Genomic DNA, 21748 nt, shown 5'->3' on the forward strand with positions numbered 1-21748 from the left:
CTGGCGCGCCGGCGCCTTTACTTCCCCAGGGCGCCGAGAAAATCCGCCAGTCCGATCACGTCGGCCTGGCGCGGGAAGACCTTTTCCAGCAACACGCGGTGGACCTCGGGGTCCTGGTCGGCACAGACATCGTTCAGCACGAACAGCCGATAGTCGTGGTCGGCGGCGTCGCGCAGCGTGGACAGCACCACGCCGCTGGTGGCGATGCCGGCAAGCACCAGCGTGTCGATGCCGCGCGCCTTAAGCCGTTCGGCAAGGTTGGTGGTGCTGAACGCGCCGACGCGGTGCTTGGTGAAGACCTCCTCGTCGGCGGCGGGCGCGAGCGCCTCATGGATCGCGGCGGGCGGCGTGCCGTCGGCGAGGAAGCGGGACTTGGAAAGCGCCGCGAACGATTTGTTGCGCGGCGAGACCGCGGCGAAGTCCGCATCGGCGAAGGCGACGCGGACATGCATCACCGCCATGCCGGCCGCCCTGGCGGCGGCGCGCGCCCGGTTGGCGCGTTCCAGCAAGACCGCCCCGCCCTCGCCCACCATGCCGACGATGGCGTTCTGGAAATCCATGAGCAGGAGCGCGGAATGCGCCGGATCGAAGTCCGTCATCGCGCTACTCCGCCGCCGGCTTGTGCACGTAGATCTCGCCGCCACCCTGTTTGAACTCGGCCGCCTTCTTCGCCATCGCGGCGCGGATTTCGGCGGTGGACAGGCTGTCATTGGTGCCGCGCGCCGCGTCGCGGACTTCCTGGCTGATCTTCATCGAGCAGAATTTCGGGCCGCACATCGAGCAGAAATGCGCCACCTTGGCACCGTCGGCCGGCAGCGTCTCGTCGTGATAGGCCTGCGCCGTCTCCGGATCGAGCGCCAGCGCGAACTGGTCGCGCCAGCGGAATTCGAAACGCGCCTTGCTCATCGCGTCGTCCCAGATCCGCGCCGCCGGGTGCCCCTTGGCGAGATCGGCGGCATGCGCGGCGATCCGGTAGGCAATGACGCCGGCCTTCACGTCGTCGCGGTCGGGCAGGCCCAGATGTTCCTTCGGCGTAACGTAGCAGAGCATGGCGCAGCCGAACCAGCCGATCATCGCCGCCCCGATGGCGCTGGTGATGTGATCGTAGCCCGGCGCCACGTCGGTCGTCAGCGGCCCCAGCGTGTAGAACGGTGCCTCGTCGCAGGCGGCGAGCTGGCGGTCCATGTTCTCCTTGATCTTGTGCATCGGCACATGGCCGGGGCCCTCGATCATCACCTGCACGTCGTGCTTCTGCGCGATGCGGTTGAGCTCGCCCAGCGTGTCGAGCTCGGCGAATTGCGCCGCGTCGTTGGCGTCGGCGATGGAGCCGGGGCGCAGGCCGTCGCCGAGGCTGAACGACACGTCGTATTGCTTCAGCAGTTCGCAGATTTCCTCGAAATGCGTGTAGAGGAAATTCTCCTTGTGATGCGCCAGGCACCATTTCGCCAGAATCGAGCCACCGCGCGACACGATGCCGGTGACGCGATCCGCCGTCAGCGGGATGTGCGCGAGGCGCACGCCGGCATGGACGGTGAAATAATCGACGCCCTGCTCGCACTGCTCGACCAGCGTGTCGCGATAGATTTCCCAGGTCAGGTCCTCGGCGACGCCGCCGACCTTCTCCAGCGCCTGGTAGATCGGCACCGTGCCGATGGGCACCGGCGAATTCCTGATGATCCATTCGCGGATGGTATGGATGTGGCGGCCCGTGGATAGGTCCATCACCGTGTCGGCGCCCCAGCGGATCGACCACACCAGCTTTTCCACCTCCTCCGCCACGCCGGACGTGACGATGGAATTGCCGATATTGGCGTTGACCTTGGTGAGGAAATTGCGGCCGATGATCATCGGCTCGGTCTCGGGATGGTTGATGTTGGCCGGGATGATCGCCCTGCCCCGAGCCACCTCGTCACGCACGAATTCCGGCGTGATCTCGTCCGGGATCGCGGCGCCGAAGGAATTGCCGTCGCGCTTGAGCGACCGCCCCAGGTTCTCGCGGGCGGCGATGTATTTCATCTCCTCGGTGACGAGGCCCTGCCGTGCATAATGAAGCTGGCTGACATTGCGGCCCGGCTTGGCGCGCAGGGGCTTGCGCCCGGCACGGTCGAATTGCGGAACGGACAGAAGTTCGCCGCGCTTGAGACCGTCGTCCTCCGGCTTGCGGGCGCGGCCTTCGTATTCCTCAACGTCGCCGCGGGCGAGGATCCAGGCGCGGCGGGCGGCACGGAGGCCCTTGTCGATGTCGATGGAGACGGATTCATCCGTGTACGGACCGGAGGTGTCGTAGAGGCGCACCGGCGCCTCGCCGCCGCTGAGCGCGACCTCGCGGAACGGCACGCCGTCCACCAGCACCCTCTTCGAACCGGGCAGCGGCCCGCGCGTGACGGCGACGGATTTCGGATTCAAGATGGGCTTGTTCATTCACCTCTCCCTACGCCGGCACTAACCGGATCAGGTTCAAAGGGATTCGCGGGATTGCGATCTCAGCCCTTGCGGGCACCCCTGGGATGCGCCGATGATGGCCCCAACACGGCGCCTTTTCAAGCGCGGAACCTTTGGCAGGACAAAGACATGCCCACCACCATCCGCCGCGCCACCGATGCCGACGCCCAGGCCGCCGCCGACATATTCGTGGCCGCCCGCGCGACCATGGCCTATCTGCCGGCGCTCCACACCGATGACGAGACGCGCGGCTTCGTCGCCGGCGTGGTGGCGGACAAGGAGACCTGGGTCGCCGACCGCGACGGCAAGATCGTGGGCTTCGCGGTGATCGACGGCGGCTGGCTGGAGCATCTCTATGTCCACCCGTCGCGCTTCAACACCGGCACCGGCGACAAGCTGTTCGCGCAGGTGACCGCGCGGCATCCGCAAGGTTTCCAGTTCTGGGTGTTCCAGCAGAATGCCGGCGCGCGCCGCTTCTACGAGCGGCATGGCTGCGCGCTCGAAAAGCTGACCGACGGCGCCGACAATGAGGAGAAGCTGCCCGACGCCCTCTACATCTGGCCAGGCAAGCCGGATGAGGAACAGCCCAAACCGCCCGCCAAGAAATGGGCGCTCGGCACGTTCGACGTGAAGCTGACGCCGGCGGCCGGCGGCGAAGGCGCGGCCGATCCGCTGCTGGGCCGGATGATCGTCGACAAGACTTTCCATGGCGAGCTGGACGCGACGAGCAAGGGCCAGATGCTGTCGGCCGGGACGGCGGTGAAAGGCTCCGCCGGCTATGTCGCGATCGAGAAGGTCGAGGGCTCGCTCAAGGGCCGCAAGGGCACGTTCATCCTGCAGCATCATGGCGTCATGACGCGCGGCAGCGGCGAGCTGAAAGTGACGGTCGTGCCGGATTCGGGAACCGGCGAGCTCGAAGGCCTGGAAGGCGCGCTCGGCATCCGGATCGAGGACGGCAAGCACTTCTACGATCTCGAATATTCGTTCGCGAAGGGCTGAACCATGGCGCCGCCCGCGGGTTCCGACCGCGCCTTGCGCGCCGCAGCCATCGGCGCCGTCGCCTTCGGCGCGCTCGCGATCGGTGCCGCGGCGATCGGTTTTCTGGCGATCGGTCAATTGGCGGTGGGGCGCCTGGCCCTCGGCCACGCCCGCATCCGCCGCCTCGAAATCGACGACCTCGCCGTCGGGCAGATCAGGCTGCTCAAGCGCCGGTAACGGTTACGAGGCCGCGAAGCCGCGGAATTCACTGATGACGGATTTCACCGCGGCAGCGACGATCTTGCCGCCGGCTTCGACATTGGCCTGGCTCGGGTCGGAGCCGATACGGCCGTCGGGGAAGCGGCGGCGGTAATCCTCCGCGTCGTAGATCGGGCCGTTGGGCGCGATCTTCGGCGTCATCGCGACATGCTTGATCGCCTCGGGATAGCCGAAATAGGTGACGGAGACTTCCGACGGCGTGGCATGGCTGCCCTCGCCCACCGGGAAAAGCTGGCGGCACAGATCCATCACGCCGGCCAGCTCCCACCAATTGCGCAGCATGCAGCGCAAGGGCGGCTTGTTCGAGCCCGGATCGCCGAAGGTGACGCCGTGATACATCTCGGCGAACGCCGCGGTGATGGTGGCGATGTTGCCGCCATGGCCGTTAAGCCAATAGATGCGCTCGAAGCCGTGGCGTGTCAGCGACTGCGCCCAATCGGTCATCGCCGCGATCATGGTGGAGGGGCGCAACGTGATCGTGCCCGGGAACGCCATGTGGTGCTGCGCCTGGCCGACATTGAAGGTCGGGCCGATCAGGATGCCGGCCTCGTCGCCGGCGCGGCGCGCGATGATCTCGGGGCAGAGCGCATCGGTACCGAGCAGGCCGTTGGGGCCATGCTGCTCGGTCGAGCCGATGGGGATCAGGATCGCCTTGGACTTGGCGAGATAGGCCTCGATCTCGGGCCATGCGGAGAGATGGAGCTGCATTCAGTTGCTTTCGAGTATTTTGGAGAGCTTGTCCACCGCCTTCTTCCACGCCGCGCGCTCGGCCTCGACCGCGTCGGAACTGGAGAGCTTGCCGATGTCGAAGGCGACCTGCGCCTTGTCGTCGCCCTTCGCATAGAAACCGATCGCGATGCGGGCGTCCTTCTTCCATTTGGCGCGCAGATATTTGTTCTCGGTGCGCGAGGTTTCCTCGAATGCGCCGGCCGGCAGCCATTGGGGCCACGCCTTTGCATCCGTCACGACCGCGTAGAGCTTTGCCAGCGGCACGGGGAACACCTTGGTGACCCCGACCGAAAACTCGCCGTCGCATTTCTGGTTCATTGCCCTTATGCCGCGGGCGCGCTCATAGGACACCGCGATCATCTGGCCCCACCAGCGGCCGGCGCCCATCTTGCCGTTGAGCAGCGCGACGATGCCCTTGTGGTCGAGCCTGGCCGCGCCCGCCTTGTCCAGCGCGGCGAACCACCAGTCCCAGTCGTGGCCGGTCTTCGCCGCGATGCCGGCGTCGGTCATGATCGGCTTGGCCGGCCCGGCCGCCGCCTTGGCCGCTTGCCCCTTTCCCGCCATGGCTTAGTCTCTCCCAATCGCCATCCGACCATACGCAATTTCGAGGATTTCTCCCATGCATGCGAGTGAGAAAACGGGGCCGCTCGACGGCGTCACGGTCATCGACCTGACGAGTTTCATCTTCGGACCTTACGCGACGCAAACCCTGGGCGATCTGGGCGCCGAGGTCATCAAGATCGAGGCGCCGGGCGGCGACAAGCAGCGCTTCGGCTTCAAGCAGAACAAATCCAAGGACATGGGCTCGACCTTCATGATGCTCGGCCGCAACAAGCGCTCGGTGACGCTCGACCTCAAGATCGAGGCGGATCGCGAGAAGCTGCGCACCCTGCTGCCGACGGCGCAGGTGTTCATCCACAATGTGCGCAGCAGCGCGATGGACCAGCTCGGCTTCGGCTATAGCCAAGTGCACGCGGTGAATCCGTCGATGGTCTATGTCCATTGCGTCGGCTACGGCTCGGAAGGGCCCTATGGCGGGCGGCAGGCGTTCGACGATCTGGTGCAGGCGGCGAGCGGCGGCGCCGACATGATCCTGGACGCGAACGGCGAGAGCACGATGCGGATGTTCCCGAGCTATGTCGCCGACAAGGTCAGCGGACTGCACGCGCTTTACGCGACGCTGGCCGCCCTCTTCCATCGCGAGCGCACCGGCGAGGGCCAGTTCGTCGAGGTGCCGATGCTGGAAAGCTATACGAGTTTCCTGATGGTCGAGCATCTGTACGGCGCGTCGTTCGAGCCGGTGGTCGGCCATGTCGGCTCGACGCCGGCGCTGGCGCCGGACCGCGCCTGCTTTCGGACCAAGGACGGCTGGCTCGCCACCATGCCCTCGGGCCGCGAGGGCGCCGACACCTTCATGAAGCTGGGCGGCATCCCAGACTTTTACAACAGCGAGGATTTCGTTTCGGCGAAGACGGCCAAGGAAAAGGTCGCGCTCTACAACAAGGCGATGCGCCAGGCGGCGCTGACGCACACGACCGAGGAATGGATGGAGCTGGGCGAGCGCCACCGCATCCCGATCATGCGCGCCAACAAGATGGACGACGTGCTGGAAGACCCACATCTGAAAGCGGTCGGCTTCTTCGAGGTCCTGCCGCACGAGACGGAAGGGCAATGGCGCTCGATGAAGCCGCCAGTCAAATTCTCCAAGACGCCGGCGAGCGTGCGGCGCAATCCGGAGAAGCCGGGCGCGAGCACCGAGGCGGTGCTGGGCCGGGTTGGGAAAGCGGCGGAATAACCGTCCTGACCAATTGCGCAATCGGGTGAAATTGTATACATTGTGTACAATTATCGCGAGAGAGTGGAATGGCAAAGCGTACGCTTAAATCCGCAACCGTTACCGCGCGTATTGCGCCGAAGCTCGAAAAGAAACTTGAGACCTACGCCCGATTTCACGAACAGTCGAAATCAAAAGCGGTTGAAGGCATTCTCAAGGAATATTTGGATTATGACGGCTGGGCCGTTCAGGGTATCCGTGAGGCGATCGCGTCCTCGGATCGAGGCGAATCGGTTTCTCACGATGAAGCCCTGCGTCAAATTCGAGCGCATATCGCCAAGCGCAAGCGTGAGCGGCGCAGAGCCGCATAAATGGTCGCCTGGGCGCCGGAAGCCGTGTATGACATCGGCGAGGCGTGGGCTTTCATCGCTCGGGATAGCGAAGTGGCCGCAGACCGGATCGTCACACGGCTGACGACGGCAGCCGAAAGATTGGACCGCTTCCCGCGGCTTGGCCGTCCCGGGCCCGAAACCGGCACCCGGCAGTTCTTTGTCGCGAAGACGCCATTCAAACTTATCTATCGCATCAAACTGGATGGTGAGGTTGAATTGCTTCGCGTTTATCATACCTCGCAAATGTGGCCGAAACCGCCTTCTTGAACCCCCGGCCCGCCCCCGCCAATATCGCGGCAAACAAGCCCGGGAAACGCCATGTCCGATACCCTGATCCCTGTTCCGAAGGAATGGAAAGACCGCGCCTATATCGACGCCGCGAAATACGAGGCGATGTACGAGCGCTCGATCAAGGACCCCGACGGGTTCTGGGGCGAGCAGGCCCGGCGCATCGACTGGATCAAGCCCTTCACCAAGGTGAAGAACGTTTCGTGGAATCCGGATGATCTCCATATCAAATGGTTCGAGGACGGCACGCTGAACATCTCGGCGAACTGCATCGACCGGCATCTGCCGGCGCGCGCCCAGCAGACCGCGATCATCTGGGAGGGCGACGACCCTTCCGAGTCCCGGCACATCACCTATGCGGAGCTGCACCGCGAGGTCTGCCGCTTCGCCAATGTGCTGAAGGCCCAAGGCGTCAAGAAGGGCGACCGCGTCACCATCTACCTGCCGATGATCCCCGAGACGGCCTACGCCATGCTCGCCTGCGCGCGCATCGGCGCGGTGCATTCGGTGGTGTTCGCCGGCTTCTCGCCGGACAGCATCGCCGGGCGCATCACCGACTGCGCCTCCACGATCGTGCTGACGGCGGATGAGGGCCTGCGCGGCGGCAAGCCGATACCGCTGAAGAAAAACACCGACGAGGCGCTGGAAAAAGCGCCGGGCGTGAAGACCGTGATCGTCGTCAAGCGCACCGGCGGCGTCATCGCCATGAAGCCCGGTCGCGACGTCTGGTATCACGAGGCGGCGGCGAAGGTGTCGGACGACTGCCCGCCCGAGGAGATGGGCGCGGAGGACCCGCTGTTCATCCTCTACACCTCCGGCTCGACCGGAAAACCCAAGGGCGTGCTGCACACCACCGGCGGCTACGCGATGTACACCGCGTTCACGCATCACTACGTGTTCGACTATCACGACGGCGACATCTACTGGTGCACCGCCGATGTCGGCTGGGTGACGGGGCACAGCTACATCGTCTACGGCCCGCTCGCCAACGGCGCCACCACGCTGATGTTCGAGGGCGTGCCGAACTATCCGGACAGCTCGCGCTTCTGGCAGGTCATCGACAAGCACAAGGTCAACATCTTCTACACCGCGCCGACCGCGTTGCGCGCCCTGATGCGCGAGGGTGACGCGCATGTGACATCCACCAGCCGCGCCTCGCTGCGCCTGCTCGGATCGGTCGGCGAGCCGATCAATCCGGAAGCCTGGCTATGGTATCACCGCGTGGTCGGCGACGGCCGCTGCCCGATCGTCGACACCTGGTGGCAGACCGAGACCGGCGGGATATTGATCTCGCCCCTGCCTGGCGCGACCGACCTGAAGCCCGGCTCGGCAGCCAAGCCCTTGTTCGGCATCCGGCCGCAGCTCGTTGACGCCGACGGCAATGTTCTGGAGGGCGCGGTGAGCGGCAATCTCTGCCTGCTCGATAGCTGGCCGGGGCAGATGCGCACGGTCCATGGCGACCACCAGCGCTTCATCGACACCTATTTCAGGACCTATCGCGGCAAGTATTTCACCGGCGACGGCTGCCGCCGCGACGAGGACGGCTATTACTGGATCACCGGGCGGGTCGACGACGTGATCAACGTCTCGGGCCATCGCCTCGGGACCGCCGAGGTCGAGAGCGCGCTGGTGGCGCATCATGACGTTGCGGAAGCGGCGGTCGTCGGCTATCCGCACGACATCAAGGGCCAGGGCATCTACGCCTATGTCACGCTGAAGGTCGGCGTGCAGCCGAGCGAGGCGCTCAACCGCGAGCTCAAGCAATGGGTCGGCCACGAGATCGGCCCGATCGCCCGGCCCGACGTCATCCAGTTCGCGCCCGGCCTGCCCAAGACGCGCTCCGGCAAGATCATGCGCCGCATCCTGCGCAAGATTGGCGAGGGCGACACGTCGAATCTCGGCGACACCTCCACACTGGCCGATCCGAGCGTGGTGGCGGACTTGGTAAAGAACGCGGTCGTCAAATCGTGATCGCACGTTCGCGCGCCATCGTGATCGCGCCGTGAGCGGACGAACGCCGTAAATTTTCTCTGCGCGGTTTCACCGCATGGCGGATGTCGCGCATTCCGCGCGGCCGCGACAAAGACGACGCCTCGCAGTCACGCGGCTGACATGCGCTTCCCCTAGCACCGCCACTTGGTTGCGTAGGGGTTCATCATGTCCGGCAGAATCCGTTTCCTGAAATACGCCGTCGCGGCGGCCGTCCTTCCGACTTGCGCCGTCGCGCAAGCGCCCGCCGTCGATCAGATCGAGGTCGTGGTCGTCACCGCGCAGAAGCGCCCACAGAATTCAATCGACGTGCCCATCGCGCTCACCGCTTATGGCAGGAAGTTCCTCGACACCGTCGGTATCCAGGAATTCGACAGGCTGTCGCTCTTTGTCCCCGGCTTCGAGGTCCAGAACCAGTCGGTCAACAATCCCGGCTTCGTGATGCGCGGCGTCACCTCCGATTCCGGCGAGTCGACGCAGGAACCGCGCGTCTCGGTGTTCCAGGACGGCGTTTCGATCTCCAAATCCCGCGGCTCCTATGTCGAGCTGTTCGACCTCGACCGCATCGAGATCGCCCGCGGCCCGCAATCGACCCTGTACGGCCGCAGCGCGCTGATCGGCGCGGTGAACATCGTCCAGGCCAAGGCCGATCCGACCGCCTTCGACTGGTCGGCGGGCGGCGAATACGGCAATGACGATTACGGCATGGTCGAGGGCATGGTGAACATCCCGATCGACGACACGCTCGCAATCCGCGCCTCCGGCCGCTACAAGATCCGCGACGGCTATACCGACAACCTGCTCGACGGGCCGGACTTCAACGGCGTGCGCACCGGGGCGGGCCGCGTCTCGCTGGGCTGGCAGCCGAGCTCCGATTTCCGCGCCGACCTGATCGTCAACTATCAGCGCGATACGCCCAGCGACACCGGCTTCAAATCCGGCACCTTCGTGCCGACCAATCCGGCGACCGGCACGGTGCTGGGCAATCTCGATCACAATTCGGGGATCGCGGCTTCGGCGGCTTCGGACTTCCCCGACGGTCCGCTCGGCATCCACCGCACGGTGTGGGGCGTGACGGGGCTCATGAGCTACGACCTCGACGACCGCTACAAGCTGAGCTCGATCACGTCCTATCGCGATTTCGACAGCCTCGAAGTGTTCGATCCCGACGGCTTCTCGCTGCCGCTGCTCACCTTCGCCGAGCAGGCGCGCGGCGAACAGGCGAGCCAGGAATTCCGCCTCAATTTCGACGACGGCGGGCCGGTGAGCTGGTTCACCGGCGTGAGCTACTATCACGATGACGGCTTTCAGCGCGTGCCGGACGAGATCGACGAATACATGGCGCTCGCCCTTCTTACCGGCCAGATCACGGCGCCCACGCCGCAGCCCGCCGCCTTCTTCAACTCGCCGACCTATGCCACGCTGATCGCGCCGGCCCTGCTGCAGGGCCTTGCCGCGCATTCCGGCGTCGCCCTGCCCCTCGCCGAGGCGCAAGCCATCGCCGCCAATCTGCGCCACAATGCCAAGGAGCAGTACACCAATTTCGGCCTCACCAACGCCTATGACTGGTACGGCGAGGCGACCTGGCATGTCACCGACAGAATCGAGTTCACCGCCGGTCTGCGCTACAGCACCGAAGACAAGACCAGCGGCGTCTCGGCGAGCGAGTTGAACAACGGCCGCTCCGTCCTCGGCGGGGTGATCGGCGCGCTCGGCCTGCCCGCGCCGCTGCGCAACGCCGTGCTCGGCGGCCTCGCGCTGCCGGGCGCGAGCAGCGCCGCGCTCATACCCGCTGCCCTCCTGCCGCAATTCGGCATCGTGGCGCAGCCGACGGCGAACAACGGCGCGCGCATTTCCGACAGCGACACCGACGGCGCCTTCACCTGGCGCGCGGTCGCGCGCTATGCGGCGGACGAGAACACCAGCTTCTACGCCTCCTATGCCCGCGGCCGCCGCCCGGTCGACCTGGAAGCACAGGCGCCGGCCGCGCCGTTCGGCGCCGGCGTGTTCACCGCGGTGCCGTCCGAGATCGTGGATTCCTACGAAATCGGCGCCAAGGCGCTGACGCTCGACGGAACGCTGCGCCTCGACACCGCGCTCTATTATTACGACTACACCAACTTCCAGACGACGATCCAGCAGGGCGCGGTGCTGGTCACCACCAATGCCGGCAAGGCCAACGCCTACGGTTTCGAAGGCCAGGCCGACTGGGCGATCGCCGACTGGGCCGATTTGTTCGCGACCTATGCCTACAGCCATGCCCGCTTCGCGAGCGGCATCTTCAAGGGCAACCAGTTCCGCCTGACGCCCGATAACAAGCTCTCGCTCGGGCTTTCGCTGCGCCAGGACGCGCTCGGCGGCCGCTTCACGCTGACGCCGACCTTCACCTGGCAGTCCAAGATATTCTTCGACGACGACAACGACATACCGGCGCTGCAGACCAGCCACATCCTGCCCGACACCAAGCAGGACGAGCTGCAGAAGCCCTATGGCCTGTTCAACGCCCGCCTCACCTACCAGCCGGACGGAACGCAGTGGACGGTCGGGGTGTTCGCCAACAACCTGTTCGACGAGAAATACATCAAGGACGCCGGCAATACGGGCGATGCCTTCGGCATCCCGACCTTCATCGCCGGCGAGCCCCGCTTCTACGGCGTGAGCATTTCCATCCGGAAGTAACGCGGCAACAGCGCGTATCCGCCTTTGGGCGGGTCCGCCTCGCGGTCTGGATGCGTGCAGTGCAGCAAAGTGCACCTGCGAAAACCGCAGCGCAGCAAATCCGCGCGGCGAACGCATCAAAATCCGAACGCCCCCTTCAGAACGAGTTAATCGCACGCTATGTAACCTAGAGGAGTGTTGCTGCGGCCGGAATCGGCGCAGACTTCGCAACGAGAAATTTGGGTTGTGCACGCCATGACTCTTACCGACCCCCTGATCCCCATCCGCTCGTTCGAGGACGACTTCCGCCCGCGGCCGTCGATCGACGGGACAGACAGCGGTTTCGTGCGCTGGGCCGTGGCGGGGTGCATCGCCTTCTGGCTGATTGCCGCCGCGATCCTTTACCTGTCGCTCTGAGAGCCTCGAACGGCTTCGGCCTCCCGCGACAGCGCATCAACATTCTCCACCGCCAGCGCTACGGCTCGGACGTCACAGCGAAGTCGTCCGATAAGCCGGAATGAATGTCCGCGCGGCGACCCTTGCTCGCGTCGCCGTGCGGGTTAGGCTCGGCGAAAACGGGAGGGCAACGACATGCTGACGTGGAAGATCGGAGACGTGACCGTCACGCGCGTGGTGGAGATGGCGGTGGACGCCGCCGTCGACGGCCCCATTCCCTTCATGCTGGACGCGACGCCGGAGGCGCTCAAGACCATGCCATGGCTCTGGCCGAACTATGTGACGCCCAAGGGCGAGCTGCGGCTGTCGTTTCACGCCCTGCTGGTGGACGCACCGGGCCTGAAGCTGGTGGTGGACACCTGCATGGGCAACGACAAGCCGCGCAAGGAGCTGGGCGGCAATGCCTTGCATACGGCGTTCCTCGAAGACCTGGTGGCCGCCGGTTTCACACGCGAAAGCGTGGACGCGGTGGTCTGCACCCATCTCCATGTCGACCATGTCGGCTGGAACACGATGCTCGAGAACGGCAAATGGGTGCCGACCTTTCCCAACGCGCGCTATCTGTTCAGCGCGAAGGACTACGAACACTGGATCGCATCCGACGAGGACCAGATGGCCGACATCATGTCGGACTCGGTCACACCGATCGTCGAAGCGGGATTGGCGCAGACGGTGGCGCTGGACCACCGCATCTCGCCGGAGCTGCGCCTGATCCCGACGACCGGCCACACGCCCGGCCATGTCAGCGTGATGATCGAATCCAAGGGCGAGACCGCCGTGATCACCGGCGACATGATCCACCATCCCTGCCAGATCGGCCGGCCGGACTGGTCGACCGAATACGACAGCGACAAGAAAGCCTCGGTGGCGACACGGCGCGCCGTGTTTCAGGATTGGGCGGACAAGCCGATCCTCATCATCGGCTCGCACTTCGCCGCGCCGACGGCGGGATGGATCAAGCGCGACGGCGATGGCTATCGCCTGGAGGCCTAGCGGCGAAGAAAAAGCCCGCTGGCGCGAATTCCCTATTGCACCGGGGGGCAATGAAGACTACATGCGCCGCCCCTTGGTTGTAATAGGAGGCACTGACATGACGTCGCTCGTTGGGCCCTTGGTCAATCCGAACACGCTCGAAGACCATTTCGACCGGATTGCGCAGCGCAGATCGCCGTTCCGGCATCCCGTGCTGCTTCTCCTGCTCGCCGCATTCATCGCTTCGGCGACGGCGGCAGCGCTCTACTACCACCAGATCCCGTTCTGAGTTCGAACGGCCGTGCCCGCCGCGCGAAGGCGGCGGGCGCGGATCACGCCGCGTAGCCGTCCATCGCTTTCGCCATGTCGATGTCCTTCTGCGTCACGCCGCCGGCGTCGTGGGTCGAAAGCGTGACCTCGATCTTGTTGTAGACGTTGAACCATTCGGGATGGTGATCCATCTTCTCCGCCAGCAGGGCGGCGCGCGTCATGAAGGCGAAGGCGCGGTTGAAGTCCTTGAATTCGAAGGTCTTGGCGATGGCGTCGCGGCCGGCGACCTCTTTCCATCCCGCCAGCGACTTCAGCGCCGCGTCGCGCGCGGGGGCGGTCAGTTTTGTCATGAATTCTCTCCCGGTTTGCCGTTAGTCTAGCGCGCCATGGACTGGAACGACATCGAATCGCCTTCGCTCGCCGATTTCGAGGAGCTGGCGCGGCGCGCCTTCGAGGCCTTGCCGCGCGAGTTCCGCGGCCTCACCGGCGACATCGTCTTTCGCATCGAGGATTTTCCCGACGAGGACGTGATCCGCGACATGAAGCTGCAAAGCGAGTTCGACATCCTGGGCCTGTTCCACGGCCCGCGCCTCGCCGACGAGATCGCCGGCCGCGTCCACGGGTATCAGACGATGATCTTCCTCTACCGCCGGCCGATCCTCGACTATTGGGCCGAGCATGCCGACACGCTGGGCGACATCGTGCGCCACGTCCTGATCCACGAGATCGGCCATCATTTCGGGCTGTCGGACGACGACATGCATGGGATCGAGGACGCGGGCTAGCGCAATCTATAGGCCTGTTCGGCGCGGTAGATGCTGCCGTTGCTGGTCAGGACGCTGGAATAGAGGATGAAGCCGGCGACCGGGAACGGCACCGAACTGTAGAGCGCGTGATCGGTGAGATAGTCCATCACGCGGCCGACCGGCGTGCCGCGCAGGCGGGCCAGCGTGACATGCGGCGTGTATTTCTGGCGCTCCGGCGCAAGGCCGGCGCGCTGGATCGCGGTCTCGATCTTCTTTTGGAGGTGCAGAAGCGCCTCGTTGGGCCGCACCCCGGCCCACAGCGCGTGCGGGTGCTTGCCGCCGAATTCGCCGACCCCGTGCAGTTCGAGCGTGAAGGTGGGCGCCGCGATCGTCGCCAGCGCGTCGTGGATCGCGGCCGCGTCACGCCCGTCGACCTCGCCGATAAAGCGCAGGGTCAGATGAAGCTGCTCGCGCGTCTGCCAGCGCGCCCCGGGCACGCCGGCCTGAAGCAGCGCCAGCGACTGCGCGACGGTGTCGGGGATCGAAAGGGCGACGAACAGGCGCTGCATGGCTAGCTCTTGGAACGCGCCAGGCGGCCCAGCGGCAGCATCCGGCGGAAGGCGAGGACAATCACAAGATAAAGGCCGCCGCCCAGGCCCGCGGCCGCGGCCAGGTGGATCATGTCCCTGAGCCAGGGCGCACCAGCGGCATGCGCGGTCAAGTGAATGCCGGCATAGGCGCCGACGGCGGCGGCGGCGGCGGCCAACAGGGTCGGAAGAAGGGCGCGCTTGAGGTTGGCATCGATCACCAGCAGCGAACGGCTGCGGCCGGTCCAGATCAATTGCCCGACATTGAGCCAGGCGCCGAAGGCGGTGCCGAGCGCGATCCCGGCGACGCCCAGATGGAGACCCCAGACCAGGACGAGCTTCATCGCGATGTTCGCGCCGAAAGCGACGAAAGTGATCCGCGCCGGCGTCGCGGTGTCGTGGCGGGCATAGAAGGTCGAGGCGAAGATGCGCACCAGCGCGAAGGCGGGCAGTCCCACGCCGTAAGCGGCCAGTGCGGTCGCGGCCTGCGCCGCGGCGCGGGCGTCGAAGGCGCCATGGGCGAAGATCGCCGTCATGATCGTGTCCGGGATCGCGACGAACACCGCCGCGAAGGGCAGCGTCAGCAGCAGCGTCAGCGCGGCGGCATTGTTTTGCGCGGCATCCGATCCGGTGCGGTCGTTCTTCGCCAGGAGCGACGACATCCGCGGCAGCAGGACCGTGCCGAGCGCGATGCCCAGCACGCCCAGCGGCAATTGGTTGATCCGGTCGCCGTAATAGAGCGCGGTGCGACTTCCGGTGGCGAGGAAGCTCGCCAGCACCGTGTCGATCATCGGCGCGATCAGCGTCGTGGCGGTGCCGAGTGTCACGGCGCCCAGCGCCTTGAAGAATTCCTTCACCTCCGCCGTCCAGCGCGGCCAGACGATGCGCAAGTCGAGAGCGTCGCGCTTCGCCGCCCACAGCATGAAGAACAACTGCGCGAAGCCGCCAAGGAGCACGCCCCAGGCAGCCGCATAGGCGGCATTGGGAAACCAGCGCCAGCAGACCAGCGTCGCGATCATGCCGAGGTTCTGGAAATTCGACCACGCGGCGGCGGCCCAGAACCGGTCGATGGCGTTCAGCATCGCCGAAAGCTGGATCGCGACCAGGGTGAGGATCAGATAGGGGAAGGTGATGCGCGCGAGGTCCACGGTTAGCGCCATCTGCGCCGGATTCTCGGCGAAGCCCGGCGCCAGCACGCTGACTATAAGGGGCATCGCAAAAAGCCCGCCGACCAGGATCGCGAGCTGCGCCAGCATCTGCCAGGAGAAAATCTGGTCGGCGAACCTGGCGGCCGCATCGGACTCGCCCCGCGCCTGCAGCGCGGCATAGCGCGGCAGGAAGGCGGGGTTGATCGCGCCTTCGCCGAAGATCGCGCGGAAATAGTTGGGAAACATGAAGGCGACGATCAAGGCGTCGGACAGGATGCCGTCGCCGATGATCCCCGCCATGAGTATGTCGCGCGCGAAGCCGGTGATGCGCGACAGGAGCGTGAAACCGCCGACCGAGAGGAGCCGCTGGAACATCGCCTAGCGCTTGCCCGCGCGCGCCTGCGCGATGAGCTGTTTCACATAAGGCAGGATGCGGTCCACGACGATCTTCACGCCGGCCGGATTGGGATGGATGCCGTCGGCCTGGTTGAGCCCGGGGTTCATCGCCACGCCGTCCAGGATGAAGGGATAGAACAGCACGCCGAATTTCCTGGCGAGCCTGGGATAGATCGGATCGAACTGCGCGGCGTATTCCGGACCCAGATTGCGCGGCGCCTTCATGCCGGTGAGCAGAACGGGAACATGCGCCGCCTTCAGCTTCGTGAGCACGGCGGCGATATTGGCCTCGGTCTGGGCCGGCGACTGGCCACGCAGCGCGTCGTTGGAACCGAGCTCGACGATGGCGGCGTCGGGATGGTCGGCGAGCGACCAGTCCAGCCGCGACAATCCGCCGGCCGAGGTGTCGCCGGAGACGCCGGCATTGATGAGCGTCGCGTCGATGTGTTCGGCGCGCAGGCGGTCCTGCAGCACGGCGGTGAAGTCCTGCCCGGGCGGCACGCCATAGCCCTGGGTCAGGCTGGTGCCGAGCGCGAGGATTTTCACCGGCGCGGCGTGAACCGCCGTCACGGAAAGGACAAAGGCGGCAAACATGCTAAGCAAATGCTTGTATCGGGCGCTGCTCATCCCATATCGCCTGTAAGGTCCGCCCGAGTCATCGATGCACAATCCCCCAGACGCCATCGTATTGGAAGATGTGAGGCTGACGCTGTCCAGCGTCGCCGGGCCGGTGAACATCCTGAACGGCGTGTCGCTGACGGTGCCCGAGGGCGAGGCCGTGGCGCTGCTCGGGCCGTCGGGCTCGGGCAAGTCGTCGCTGCTGATGGTGGCGGCGGGGCTGGAAGCCGCGACCGCCGGCCGGGTGACGGTGGCGGGTACCGACATCACGCGGCTGGGCGAGGATGCGCTGGCGCGCTTTCGCCGCGGGCGCATCGGCATCGTGTTCCAGTCCTTCCACCTCATTCCGACCATGACGGCGCTGGAGAACGTCGCCGTGCCGCTGGAACTGGCCGGCACCCCGGACGCCTTCGACCGCGCCAAGTCGGAACTCGACGCGGTCGGCCTCGGCGCGCGGCTCGAACATTATCCGGGGCAATTGTCCGGCGGCGAGCAGCAGCGCGTCGCGCTGGCCCGCGCCATCGCGCCCCGGCCCACCGTGCTCTTCGCCGACGAGCCGACCGGCAATCTCGACGGCGCGACCGGCAAGGAGATTTCCGATCTCCTCTTCGCGCTGCATGCCCGGGCGCGCACGACGCTGTTTCTCGTGACGCATGAGGAAAGCCTCGCCAGGCGCTGCCAGCGCATCGTGCGGCTCAAGGATGGCCGCATCGTGACCAACGAGCGGACGGCGTGAGCCGCCTGGCGCTCGCCTTGCGTTTCGCGCGACGCGAGATGCGGCTGCGGCTATCCGGCTTTCGCATCTTCTTCGCCTGTCTGGTGCTGGGCGTCGCCGCCATCGCGGGCGTCGAGTCGCTGTCGGCCGCGTTCCTGAACGGTCTCGCCGAACAGGGCCGCACGCTGCTCGGCGGCGACGTCGTGGTGCATCTGGTCCATCGCGAGGCGAGTCCGGCGGAGCGGACCTGGCTGGGCACGCGCGGGCGGGTGTCCGAGACGGTGTCGCTGCGCGGCATGGCCTATGCGCTCAAGAACGGCGCGGAAGCGGAGCGCCAGCTTGTCGAACTCAAGGCCGTGGACGGCGCCTATCCGTTCTTCGGCAACGTCTCGCTGTCGCCGGCGCTCGATTTCCACAAAGCGCTCGCCTGCGCGGCGGATATCTGTGGCGCGGTGGCGGAGCAGACGCTGCTCGACCGGTTGAACATCGCGCCCGGCGGCCTGGTGCGGATCGGGACGCAGACCTTTCGGCTCAGTGCGATCCTGGTGAGCGAACCCGACCGCATTTCCGGCGGCTTCAGCCTCGGGCCGCACATCATCGTGTCGAACGCGGCGCTGCTGCGCACCGGCCTCGTCACGCTGGGCAGCCTGATCGACTACAATTACCGCGTCGTCCTGCCGCCCAATGCCGACCTCAAGGCATTCAAGCACGACGCCGAGGCGGCATTCCCCGATGCCGGCTGGGACATCCGCGACCGCTCCGACGCGGCGCCCGGCATCCGCCGCTTCGTCGAGCAGGTGACGATGTTCCTGACGCTGGTCGGTTTGACCGCGCTCGCGGTCGGCGGCGTCGGCGCCGGTCAGGCGGTGAGCGCCTTCCTCGATCGCAAGCGTGGCGAGATCGCGATCTTCAAATCGCTCGGCGCCGATGGCGGGCTGATCTTCCTGATCTTCTTCTTTCAGGTGATGGCGATCGCCGCGCTGGCGGTGGTCGTGGGCCTGATCCTGGGCGCCGCCTTGCCCTTCGCGGTCGAATATTTCTTCGGCAGCGACATTCCCGCGCCGGCGCATTTCGCGATCTATCCCGCGCCGCTGGCCTTCGCCGCCGCGTTCGGCTTGCTCTCCGCGATTGCCTGCGCCGTGCCGCCGCTCGCGCGGGCGCGGCTGATCGCGCCGGCCAGCCTGTTCCGCGATATCGTGGCGCCCTCCGACGCACGCGGCGCCCTGCCCTATCTGCTCGGCGCGGGCGTGGCGGGCGCGCTGGTGATCGCGCTGGCGCTTTTCCTTTCGCCCTCGCCAGAATTCGCCGCCGAGTTCCTGGCGGGCGTCGCGGCAAGCCTCGTGGCGCTGCGGCTGGTCGCGGGCGCGTTCCGCTGGGCGCTGCGCAGGCTGCCCCGGCCCCGCAGCCCGACGATCCGCCTCGCGCTCGCCAACCTGACGCGCCCGGGCGCGGCGACGGCGGGCGTGGTGACGGCGCTCGGGCTTGGGCTGACGCTGCTCGCCACCGTGACGCTGCTTGATCGCACGATCTCGGCGCAGGTGAAGGACCGCCTGCCGGGCACGGCGCCAAGCTTCTTCTTCATCGACATCCAGCCGGACGAGGCGGCGCGGTTCGATGCCACGATCCAGAGGTTCAAGACGGCCGAGGATTACAAGCGCACGCCCATGATCCGTGGGCGGATCGTGTCGCTGAACGGCGTCGCGGCCAAGGACGCCAAGATCGTGCCCGAGGCGAAATGGGCGGTGTCCGGCGACCGCGGCATCACCTATGCGGCAACCCCGCCCGAGGGAACGGTGATCACCGAGGGCAAATGGTGGCCGAAGGACTATGCGGGGCCGCCGCTGGTCTCCTTCGATGCCGGCCTGGCGCCGGGAATGGGACTGAAGCTCGGCGACAAGATCGTGCTCAACGTGCTGGGACGCGAGATCGAATACACCATCGCGAGTTTCCGCAAAGTGGATTTCACCACCGGCGGGCAGAACTTCATCATCGTCACCACGCCCCAACCGATCATCCATGCGCCGCATTCCTTCCTCGCCACCGTGCGCGTCGATCCCAGCGAGGAAGAGCCGCTCTACCGCGCCGTGACCGACGCGTTCCCGAACGTCTCCGCCGTGCGGGTCAAGGACGCCATCGCCCAGGTCGACACGCTCTTGCAGGAGTTGAGCGACGGCGTGCGGGCGGCGAGCCTGCTCACCATCCTGTCGGGCCTTCTGGTGCTCGCCGGCGCCATCGCGGCGGGGAGCCGCGGGCGGCTCTACGACGCGACGGTGCTGAAGGTCCTCGGCGCGACGCGGGCGCGGATCGCGACCGTCTATATCGTCGAATATGGCGTCACCGGCCTCTTGACCGGCGTAATCGCGTTCGGCGCCGGCGCGCTCGCGGCCGATCTGATCTGCCGGCAGGTCCTGGGCGTGGCGCTGAGCTTCGATGCGGGCGCCGCGCTGATCACGATATTGGGCGGCGGCGCGGCGACGCTGCTGTTCGGCCTGATCGGCGCCTGGGCCGCGCTGGCCGCCAAGCCGGCGGAGCAGTTGCGCGCGCCGTGAATCCCGTGCCGGCGGCGCGGCCAGGTTGCCGGCGTGTCATGATTCTTCAGCCAAATCGCGGGTTTACGCCTCTTGATACGAGGCCCGCGAAACACGATATAGTAGCGTGAGCCGGCCAAACCACCGGCAGGAAAGGATTTCGACACCATGGCGGACTTCGACAATCGGGTGTTGCGCGGCCAGACGGACACCGCCGGCCTGATCGACAGCGGCCTGCGCACCTACATGCTGCGCGTCTACAATTACATGCTGGTGGGCCTCTTGCTCACCGGCGCGACGGCTTATGCCGTGGCGGAGATACCGGCGATCCGCGACCTGTTCTTCGCGGTCAACGAGCAGACCGGCCGCGTCGGCCTGTCGCCGCTGGGCTGGATCGCGCTGATCGCGCCGATCGGGCTGGTGTTCTTCCTCTCGTTCCGCATCACCAAGATGAGCCTGGCGACGGCGCAGACCACGTTCTGGCTCTATGCCGGCATCAACGGCATCGCGCTGGCGCCCATCGTGCTCGTCTATACCGGCGCGGACGTGGCGCAGGCCTTCTTCGTGACGGCGGCGACCTTCGGCGCGATGAGCCTTTGGGGCTACACGACGAAGACCGACCTGACGGGCTTCGGCTCGTTCCTGTTCATGGGCCTGATCGGCGTCGTGATCGCCTCGATGGTCAGCTTCTTCGTGCAGTCGACGATGCTGGTGTGGGTGATCTCGGTGGTAGGCGTGCTCGTCTTCACCGGGCTGACCGCCTACGACACGCAGTGGATCAAGAACGCCTATGCCGACGCCGACGACGCGGCCACCGCCGGCAAGAAGGCGATCTACGGCGCGCTCAAGCTCTACCTCGACTTCATCAACCTGTTCCTGATGATCCTGAGGCTGATGGGCAACGGCCGCCGCTAAAGCGGACCGCCCGCAACGAAAAGAGGCCCCGGCGGAAACGCCGGGGCTTTTTCGTTTCCGGCCCGCCGGACAAATTGTGATTCACCTCGGCAACGATCGGCTCTAGGCTGGAACCATGCACGGCTCGCCGCAGCTGACGCCGGAACTGCTTCTTCGCGCCTATGCGGAGGGGCTGTTTCCCATGGCCGAGCGGCGCGACGATCCGGACCTCTATTGGGTGTCGCCGGAGAAGCGCGGCGTCATTCCGCTCGACCGCTTCCACATCCCGCACCGGCTGGCACGGACGGTGCGTGGCGACAGGTTCGCCGTCACCTTCGATCTTTCCTTCGTCGATGTCATGAAAGCCTGCGCCGCGACGCGCGACGAGACCTGGATCAATGTCGAGATCCTGCGGCTCTACACGGCGCTGCACGCGACCGGCTATGCCCATTCGGTGGAGTGCCGGCTGGACGGCGAGTTGGTGGGCGGGCTCTACGGCGTCAGCCTGGGCGGGGCGTTCTTCGGCGAGAGCATGTTCTCCACGGCGCGCGACGCCAGCAAGGTCGCGCTGGTGCATCTGGTGGCGCAGCTTATCCGCGGCGGATTTGTGCTGCTGGACACGCAGTTTCTCACGTCGCACCTGTCGCAGTTCGGCGCCGTCGAGATCGCGCGCGAGGCCTATCTCGCGCGGCTGAACGAGGCCCTGAACCGGAGGGGTTACTGGCTGGCGTCCGCGGGCAGCGCGACGGCCTTTTCGGTGTCGGGCGCGTCGGGCGAGACGGGCTTGACCGGCTTCTCCGGTCCGATGGCGACGGTCTCGCCGGGGGCGATGGCTTTGCAGGTCATCACCCAGGCGTCGTAGAGCGGATGCTGCATGCCGTTGAGCCCC

The 21748-nt window shown here is 66.2% G+C and carries 23 protein-coding genes and 1 riboswitch; of the genes, 15 read left to right on the plus strand and 8 right to left on the minus strand.

Features of this window, described 5'->3' with window-relative positions:
- Positions 1 to 17 precede the first annotated feature (17 nt).
- Positions 18 to 599 carry an isochorismatase family cysteine hydrolase gene (locus tag WDM86_19810; GenBank protein MEI9992270.1) on the minus strand — a complete coding sequence of 194 codons (582 nt, stop codon included), beginning with the start codon at positions 597 to 599 and terminating at the stop codon, positions 18 to 20.
- A gap of 4 nt (positions 600 to 603) precedes the next feature.
- Complete coding sequence (thiC, locus tag WDM86_19815) at positions 604 to 2421, minus strand: phosphomethylpyrimidine synthase ThiC (GenBank protein ID MEI9992271.1); 1818 nt, start codon at positions 2419 to 2421, stop codon at positions 604 to 606.
- A riboswitch (TPP riboswitch) is annotated at positions 2412 to 2514 on the minus strand. It overlaps the preceding gene by 10 nt.
- A gap of 57 nt (positions 2515 to 2571) precedes the next feature.
- Between thiC and WDM86_19820 the strand changes: the two genes are divergently transcribed.
- Together WDM86_19820 and WDM86_19825 are read left to right on the plus strand one after the other, a co-directional pair.
- Positions 2572 to 3441 carry a GNAT family N-acetyltransferase gene (locus WDM86_19820; GenBank protein MEI9992272.1) on the plus strand — a complete coding sequence of 290 codons (870 nt, stop codon included), beginning with the start codon at positions 2572 to 2574 and terminating at the stop codon, positions 3439 to 3441.
- 3 nt (positions 3442 to 3444) lie between these two features.
- On the plus strand, positions 3445 to 3657 hold the full coding sequence (locus WDM86_19825; protein ID MEI9992273.1) for a hypothetical protein: 213 nt from the start codon (positions 3445 to 3447) through the stop codon (positions 3655 to 3657).
- A 3-nt stretch (positions 3658 to 3660) separates the two neighbouring features.
- Here the strand turns inward: WDM86_19825 and WDM86_19830 are convergent, their stop codons facing one another.
- Both WDM86_19830 and WDM86_19835 read right to left on the minus strand, forming a co-directional pair.
- On the minus strand, positions 3661 to 4407 hold the full coding sequence (locus WDM86_19830) for a creatininase family protein (protein ID MEI9992274.1): 747 nt from the start codon (positions 4405 to 4407) through the stop codon (positions 3661 to 3663).
- Positions 4408 to 4992: a hypothetical protein gene (locus WDM86_19835; protein MEI9992275.1), complete on the minus strand. Its 585-nt coding sequence runs from the start codon at positions 4990 to 4992 to the stop codon at positions 4408 to 4410.
- Between the two features lie 55 nt (positions 4993 to 5047).
- Here WDM86_19835 and WDM86_19840 point away from each other — a divergent pair, with 55 nt between their 5' ends.
- The 8 genes from WDM86_19840 to WDM86_19875 all read left to right on the plus strand — a co-directional run bounded on the left by WDM86_19840 (position 5048) and on the right by WDM86_19875 (position 13246).
- Positions 5048 to 6223, plus strand: coding sequence for a CoA transferase (locus tag WDM86_19840; protein ID MEI9992276.1), 1176 nt, complete (start codon positions 5048 to 5050; stop codon positions 6221 to 6223).
- Between the two features lie 68 nt (positions 6224 to 6291).
- A complete protein-coding gene (locus tag WDM86_19845; GenBank protein MEI9992277.1) occupies positions 6292 to 6573 on the plus strand; it encodes a hypothetical protein in 282 nt (93 codons plus the stop codon).
- Positions 6574 to 6861 (plus strand): type II toxin-antitoxin system RelE/ParE family toxin, encoded by a 288-nt coding sequence (locus WDM86_19850; GenBank protein ID MEI9992278.1) that lies wholly within the window; start codon positions 6574 to 6576, stop codon positions 6859 to 6861.
- 51 nt (positions 6862 to 6912) lie between these two features.
- The gene (gene acs, locus WDM86_19855) at positions 6913 to 8853 is read left to right on the plus strand and encodes an acetate--CoA ligase (GenBank protein MEI9992279.1); all 1941 of its coding nucleotides are present in this window, start codon (positions 6913 to 6915) and stop codon (positions 8851 to 8853) included.
- Positions 8854 to 9039: 186 nt separating this feature from the next.
- On the plus strand, positions 9040 to 11550 hold the full coding sequence (locus WDM86_19860) for a TonB-dependent receptor (protein ID MEI9992280.1): 2511 nt from the start codon (positions 9040 to 9042) through the stop codon (positions 11548 to 11550).
- A 234-nt stretch (positions 11551 to 11784) separates the two neighbouring features.
- A complete protein-coding gene (locus WDM86_19865; protein MEI9992281.1) occupies positions 11785 to 11946 on the plus strand; it encodes a hypothetical protein in 162 nt (53 codons plus the stop codon).
- Between the two features lie 174 nt (positions 11947 to 12120).
- Positions 12121 to 12978, plus strand: coding sequence for an MBL fold metallo-hydrolase (locus WDM86_19870; protein ID MEI9992282.1), 858 nt, complete (start codon positions 12121 to 12123; stop codon positions 12976 to 12978).
- A gap of 97 nt (positions 12979 to 13075) precedes the next feature.
- Positions 13076 to 13246, plus strand: a complete 171-nt coding sequence (locus WDM86_19875; protein ID MEI9992283.1) for a hypothetical protein — start codon at positions 13076 to 13078, stop codon at positions 13244 to 13246.
- 43 nt (positions 13247 to 13289) lie between these two features.
- Here WDM86_19875 and WDM86_19880 read toward each other — a convergent pair whose 3' ends face one another.
- Complete coding sequence (locus tag WDM86_19880) at positions 13290 to 13577, minus strand: 4a-hydroxytetrahydrobiopterin dehydratase (GenBank protein MEI9992284.1); 288 nt, start codon at positions 13575 to 13577, stop codon at positions 13290 to 13292.
- Between the two features lie 36 nt (positions 13578 to 13613).
- Here WDM86_19880 and WDM86_19885 point away from each other — a divergent pair, with 36 nt between their 5' ends.
- Positions 13614 to 14012, plus strand: coding sequence for a metallopeptidase family protein (locus WDM86_19885; GenBank protein ID MEI9992285.1), 399 nt, complete (start codon positions 13614 to 13616; stop codon positions 14010 to 14012).
- Here the strand turns inward: WDM86_19885 and thpR are convergent.
- Genes thpR through WDM86_19900 form a run of 3 tightly spaced genes read right to left on the minus strand, consistent with a single transcriptional unit; the run spans position 14009 to position 16698 of the window.
- On the minus strand, positions 14009 to 14542 hold the full coding sequence (thpR, locus tag WDM86_19890) for an RNA 2',3'-cyclic phosphodiesterase (GenBank protein MEI9992286.1): 534 nt from the start codon (positions 14540 to 14542) through the stop codon (positions 14009 to 14011). The genes WDM86_19885 and thpR overlap by 4 nt on opposite strands.
- A 2-nt stretch (positions 14543 to 14544) precedes the next feature.
- Complete coding sequence (gene murJ / locus WDM86_19895; protein ID MEI9992287.1) at positions 14545 to 16083, minus strand: murein biosynthesis integral membrane protein MurJ; 1539 nt, start codon at positions 16081 to 16083, stop codon at positions 14545 to 14547.
- Positions 16084 to 16086: 3 nt separating this feature from the next.
- Complete coding sequence (locus WDM86_19900) at positions 16087 to 16698, minus strand: arylesterase (protein ID MEI9992288.1); 612 nt, start codon at positions 16696 to 16698, stop codon at positions 16087 to 16089.
- Positions 16699 to 16765: 67 nt separating this feature from the next.
- Between WDM86_19900 and WDM86_19905 the strand changes: the two genes are divergently transcribed.
- The 4 genes from WDM86_19905 (at position 16766) to aat (ending at position 21721) form a co-directional block, all read left to right on the plus strand.
- Positions 16766 to 17458: an ABC transporter ATP-binding protein gene (locus WDM86_19905; GenBank protein MEI9992289.1), complete on the plus strand. Its 693-nt coding sequence runs from the start codon at positions 16766 to 16768 to the stop codon at positions 17456 to 17458.
- Positions 17455 to 19986, plus strand: a complete 2532-nt coding sequence (locus tag WDM86_19910) for an FtsX-like permease family protein (GenBank protein MEI9992290.1) — start codon at positions 17455 to 17457, stop codon at positions 19984 to 19986. Before WDM86_19905 ends, WDM86_19910 begins: the two co-directional genes overlap by 4 nt.
- 147 nt (positions 19987 to 20133) lie before the next feature.
- Positions 20134 to 20880, plus strand: a complete 747-nt coding sequence (locus WDM86_19915; GenBank protein ID MEI9992291.1) for a Bax inhibitor-1/YccA family protein — start codon at positions 20134 to 20136, stop codon at positions 20878 to 20880.
- A 115-nt stretch (positions 20881 to 20995) separates the two neighbouring features.
- On the plus strand, positions 20996 to 21721 hold the full coding sequence (aat, locus tag WDM86_19920) for a leucyl/phenylalanyl-tRNA--protein transferase (protein MEI9992292.1): 726 nt from the start codon (positions 20996 to 20998) through the stop codon (positions 21719 to 21721).
- Positions 21722 to 21748 lie beyond the last annotated feature (27 nt).

It is taken from the genome of Rhizomicrobium sp. (assembly GCA_037200045.1).
Taxonomy (GTDB): domain Bacteria; phylum Pseudomonadota; class Alphaproteobacteria; order Micropepsales; family Micropepsaceae; genus Rhizomicrobium.

Bases quoted from the DNA above. Each gene is read 5' to 3' on its own strand.
- WDM86_19905 (MEI9992289.1), top strand. From the start codon at position 16,766: ATGCACAATCCCCCAGACGCCATCGTATTGGAAGATGTGAGGCTGACG.
- WDM86_19865 (MEI9992281.1), top strand. From the start codon at position 11,785: ATGACTCTTACCGACCCCCTGATCCCCATCCGCTCGTTCGAGGACGAC.
- WDM86_19875 (MEI9992283.1), top strand. From the start codon at position 13,076: ATGACGTCGCTCGTTGGGCCCTTGGTCAATCCGAACACGCTCGAAGAC.
- WDM86_19835 (MEI9992275.1), bottom strand. From the start codon at position 4,992: ATGGCGGGAAAGGGGCAAGCGGCCAAGGCGGCGGCCGGGCCGGCCAAG.
- aat (MEI9992292.1), top strand. From the start codon at position 20,996: ATGCACGGCTCGCCGCAGCTGACGCCGGAACTGCTTCTTCGCGCCTAT.
- thiC (MEI9992271.1), bottom strand. From the start codon at position 2,421: ATGAACAAGCCCATCTTGAATCCGAAATCCGTCGCCGTCACGCGCGGG.
- murJ (MEI9992287.1), bottom strand. From the start codon at position 16,083: ATGTTCCAGCGGCTCCTCTCGGTCGGCGGTTTCACGCTCCTGTCGCGC.
- WDM86_19845 (MEI9992277.1), top strand. From the start codon at position 6,292: ATGGCAAAGCGTACGCTTAAATCCGCAACCGTTACCGCGCGTATTGCG.
- WDM86_19850 (MEI9992278.1), top strand. From the start codon at position 6,574: ATGGTCGCCTGGGCGCCGGAAGCCGTGTATGACATCGGCGAGGCGTGG.
- WDM86_19820 (MEI9992272.1), top strand. From the start codon at position 2,572: ATGCCCACCACCATCCGCCGCGCCACCGATGCCGACGCCCAGGCCGCC.
- WDM86_19885 (MEI9992285.1), top strand. From the start codon at position 13,614: ATGGACTGGAACGACATCGAATCGCCTTCGCTCGCCGATTTCGAGGAG.
- WDM86_19810 (MEI9992270.1), bottom strand. From the start codon at position 599: ATGACGGACTTCGATCCGGCGCATTCCGCGCTCCTGCTCATGGATTTC.
- WDM86_19840 (MEI9992276.1), top strand. From the start codon at position 5,048: ATGCATGCGAGTGAGAAAACGGGGCCGCTCGACGGCGTCACGGTCATC.
- thpR (MEI9992286.1), bottom strand. From the start codon at position 14,542: ATGCAGCGCCTGTTCGTCGCCCTTTCGATCCCCGACACCGTCGCGCAG.
- acs (MEI9992279.1), top strand. From the start codon at position 6,913: ATGTCCGATACCCTGATCCCTGTTCCGAAGGAATGGAAAGACCGCGCC.
- WDM86_19900 (MEI9992288.1), bottom strand. From the start codon at position 16,698: ATGTTTGCCGCCTTTGTCCTTTCCGTGACGGCGGTTCACGCCGCGCCG.
- WDM86_19915 (MEI9992291.1), top strand. From the start codon at position 20,134: ATGGCGGACTTCGACAATCGGGTGTTGCGCGGCCAGACGGACACCGCC.
- WDM86_19830 (MEI9992274.1), bottom strand. From the start codon at position 4,407: ATGCAGCTCCATCTCTCCGCATGGCCCGAGATCGAGGCCTATCTCGCC.
- WDM86_19880 (MEI9992284.1), bottom strand. From the start codon at position 13,577: ATGACAAAACTGACCGCCCCCGCGCGCGACGCGGCGCTGAAGTCGCTG.
- WDM86_19860 (MEI9992280.1), top strand. From the start codon at position 9,040: ATGTCCGGCAGAATCCGTTTCCTGAAATACGCCGTCGCGGCGGCCGTC.
- WDM86_19825 (MEI9992273.1), top strand. From the start codon at position 3,445: ATGGCGCCGCCCGCGGGTTCCGACCGCGCCTTGCGCGCCGCAGCCATC.
- WDM86_19870 (MEI9992282.1), top strand. From the start codon at position 12,121: ATGCTGACGTGGAAGATCGGAGACGTGACCGTCACGCGCGTGGTGGAG.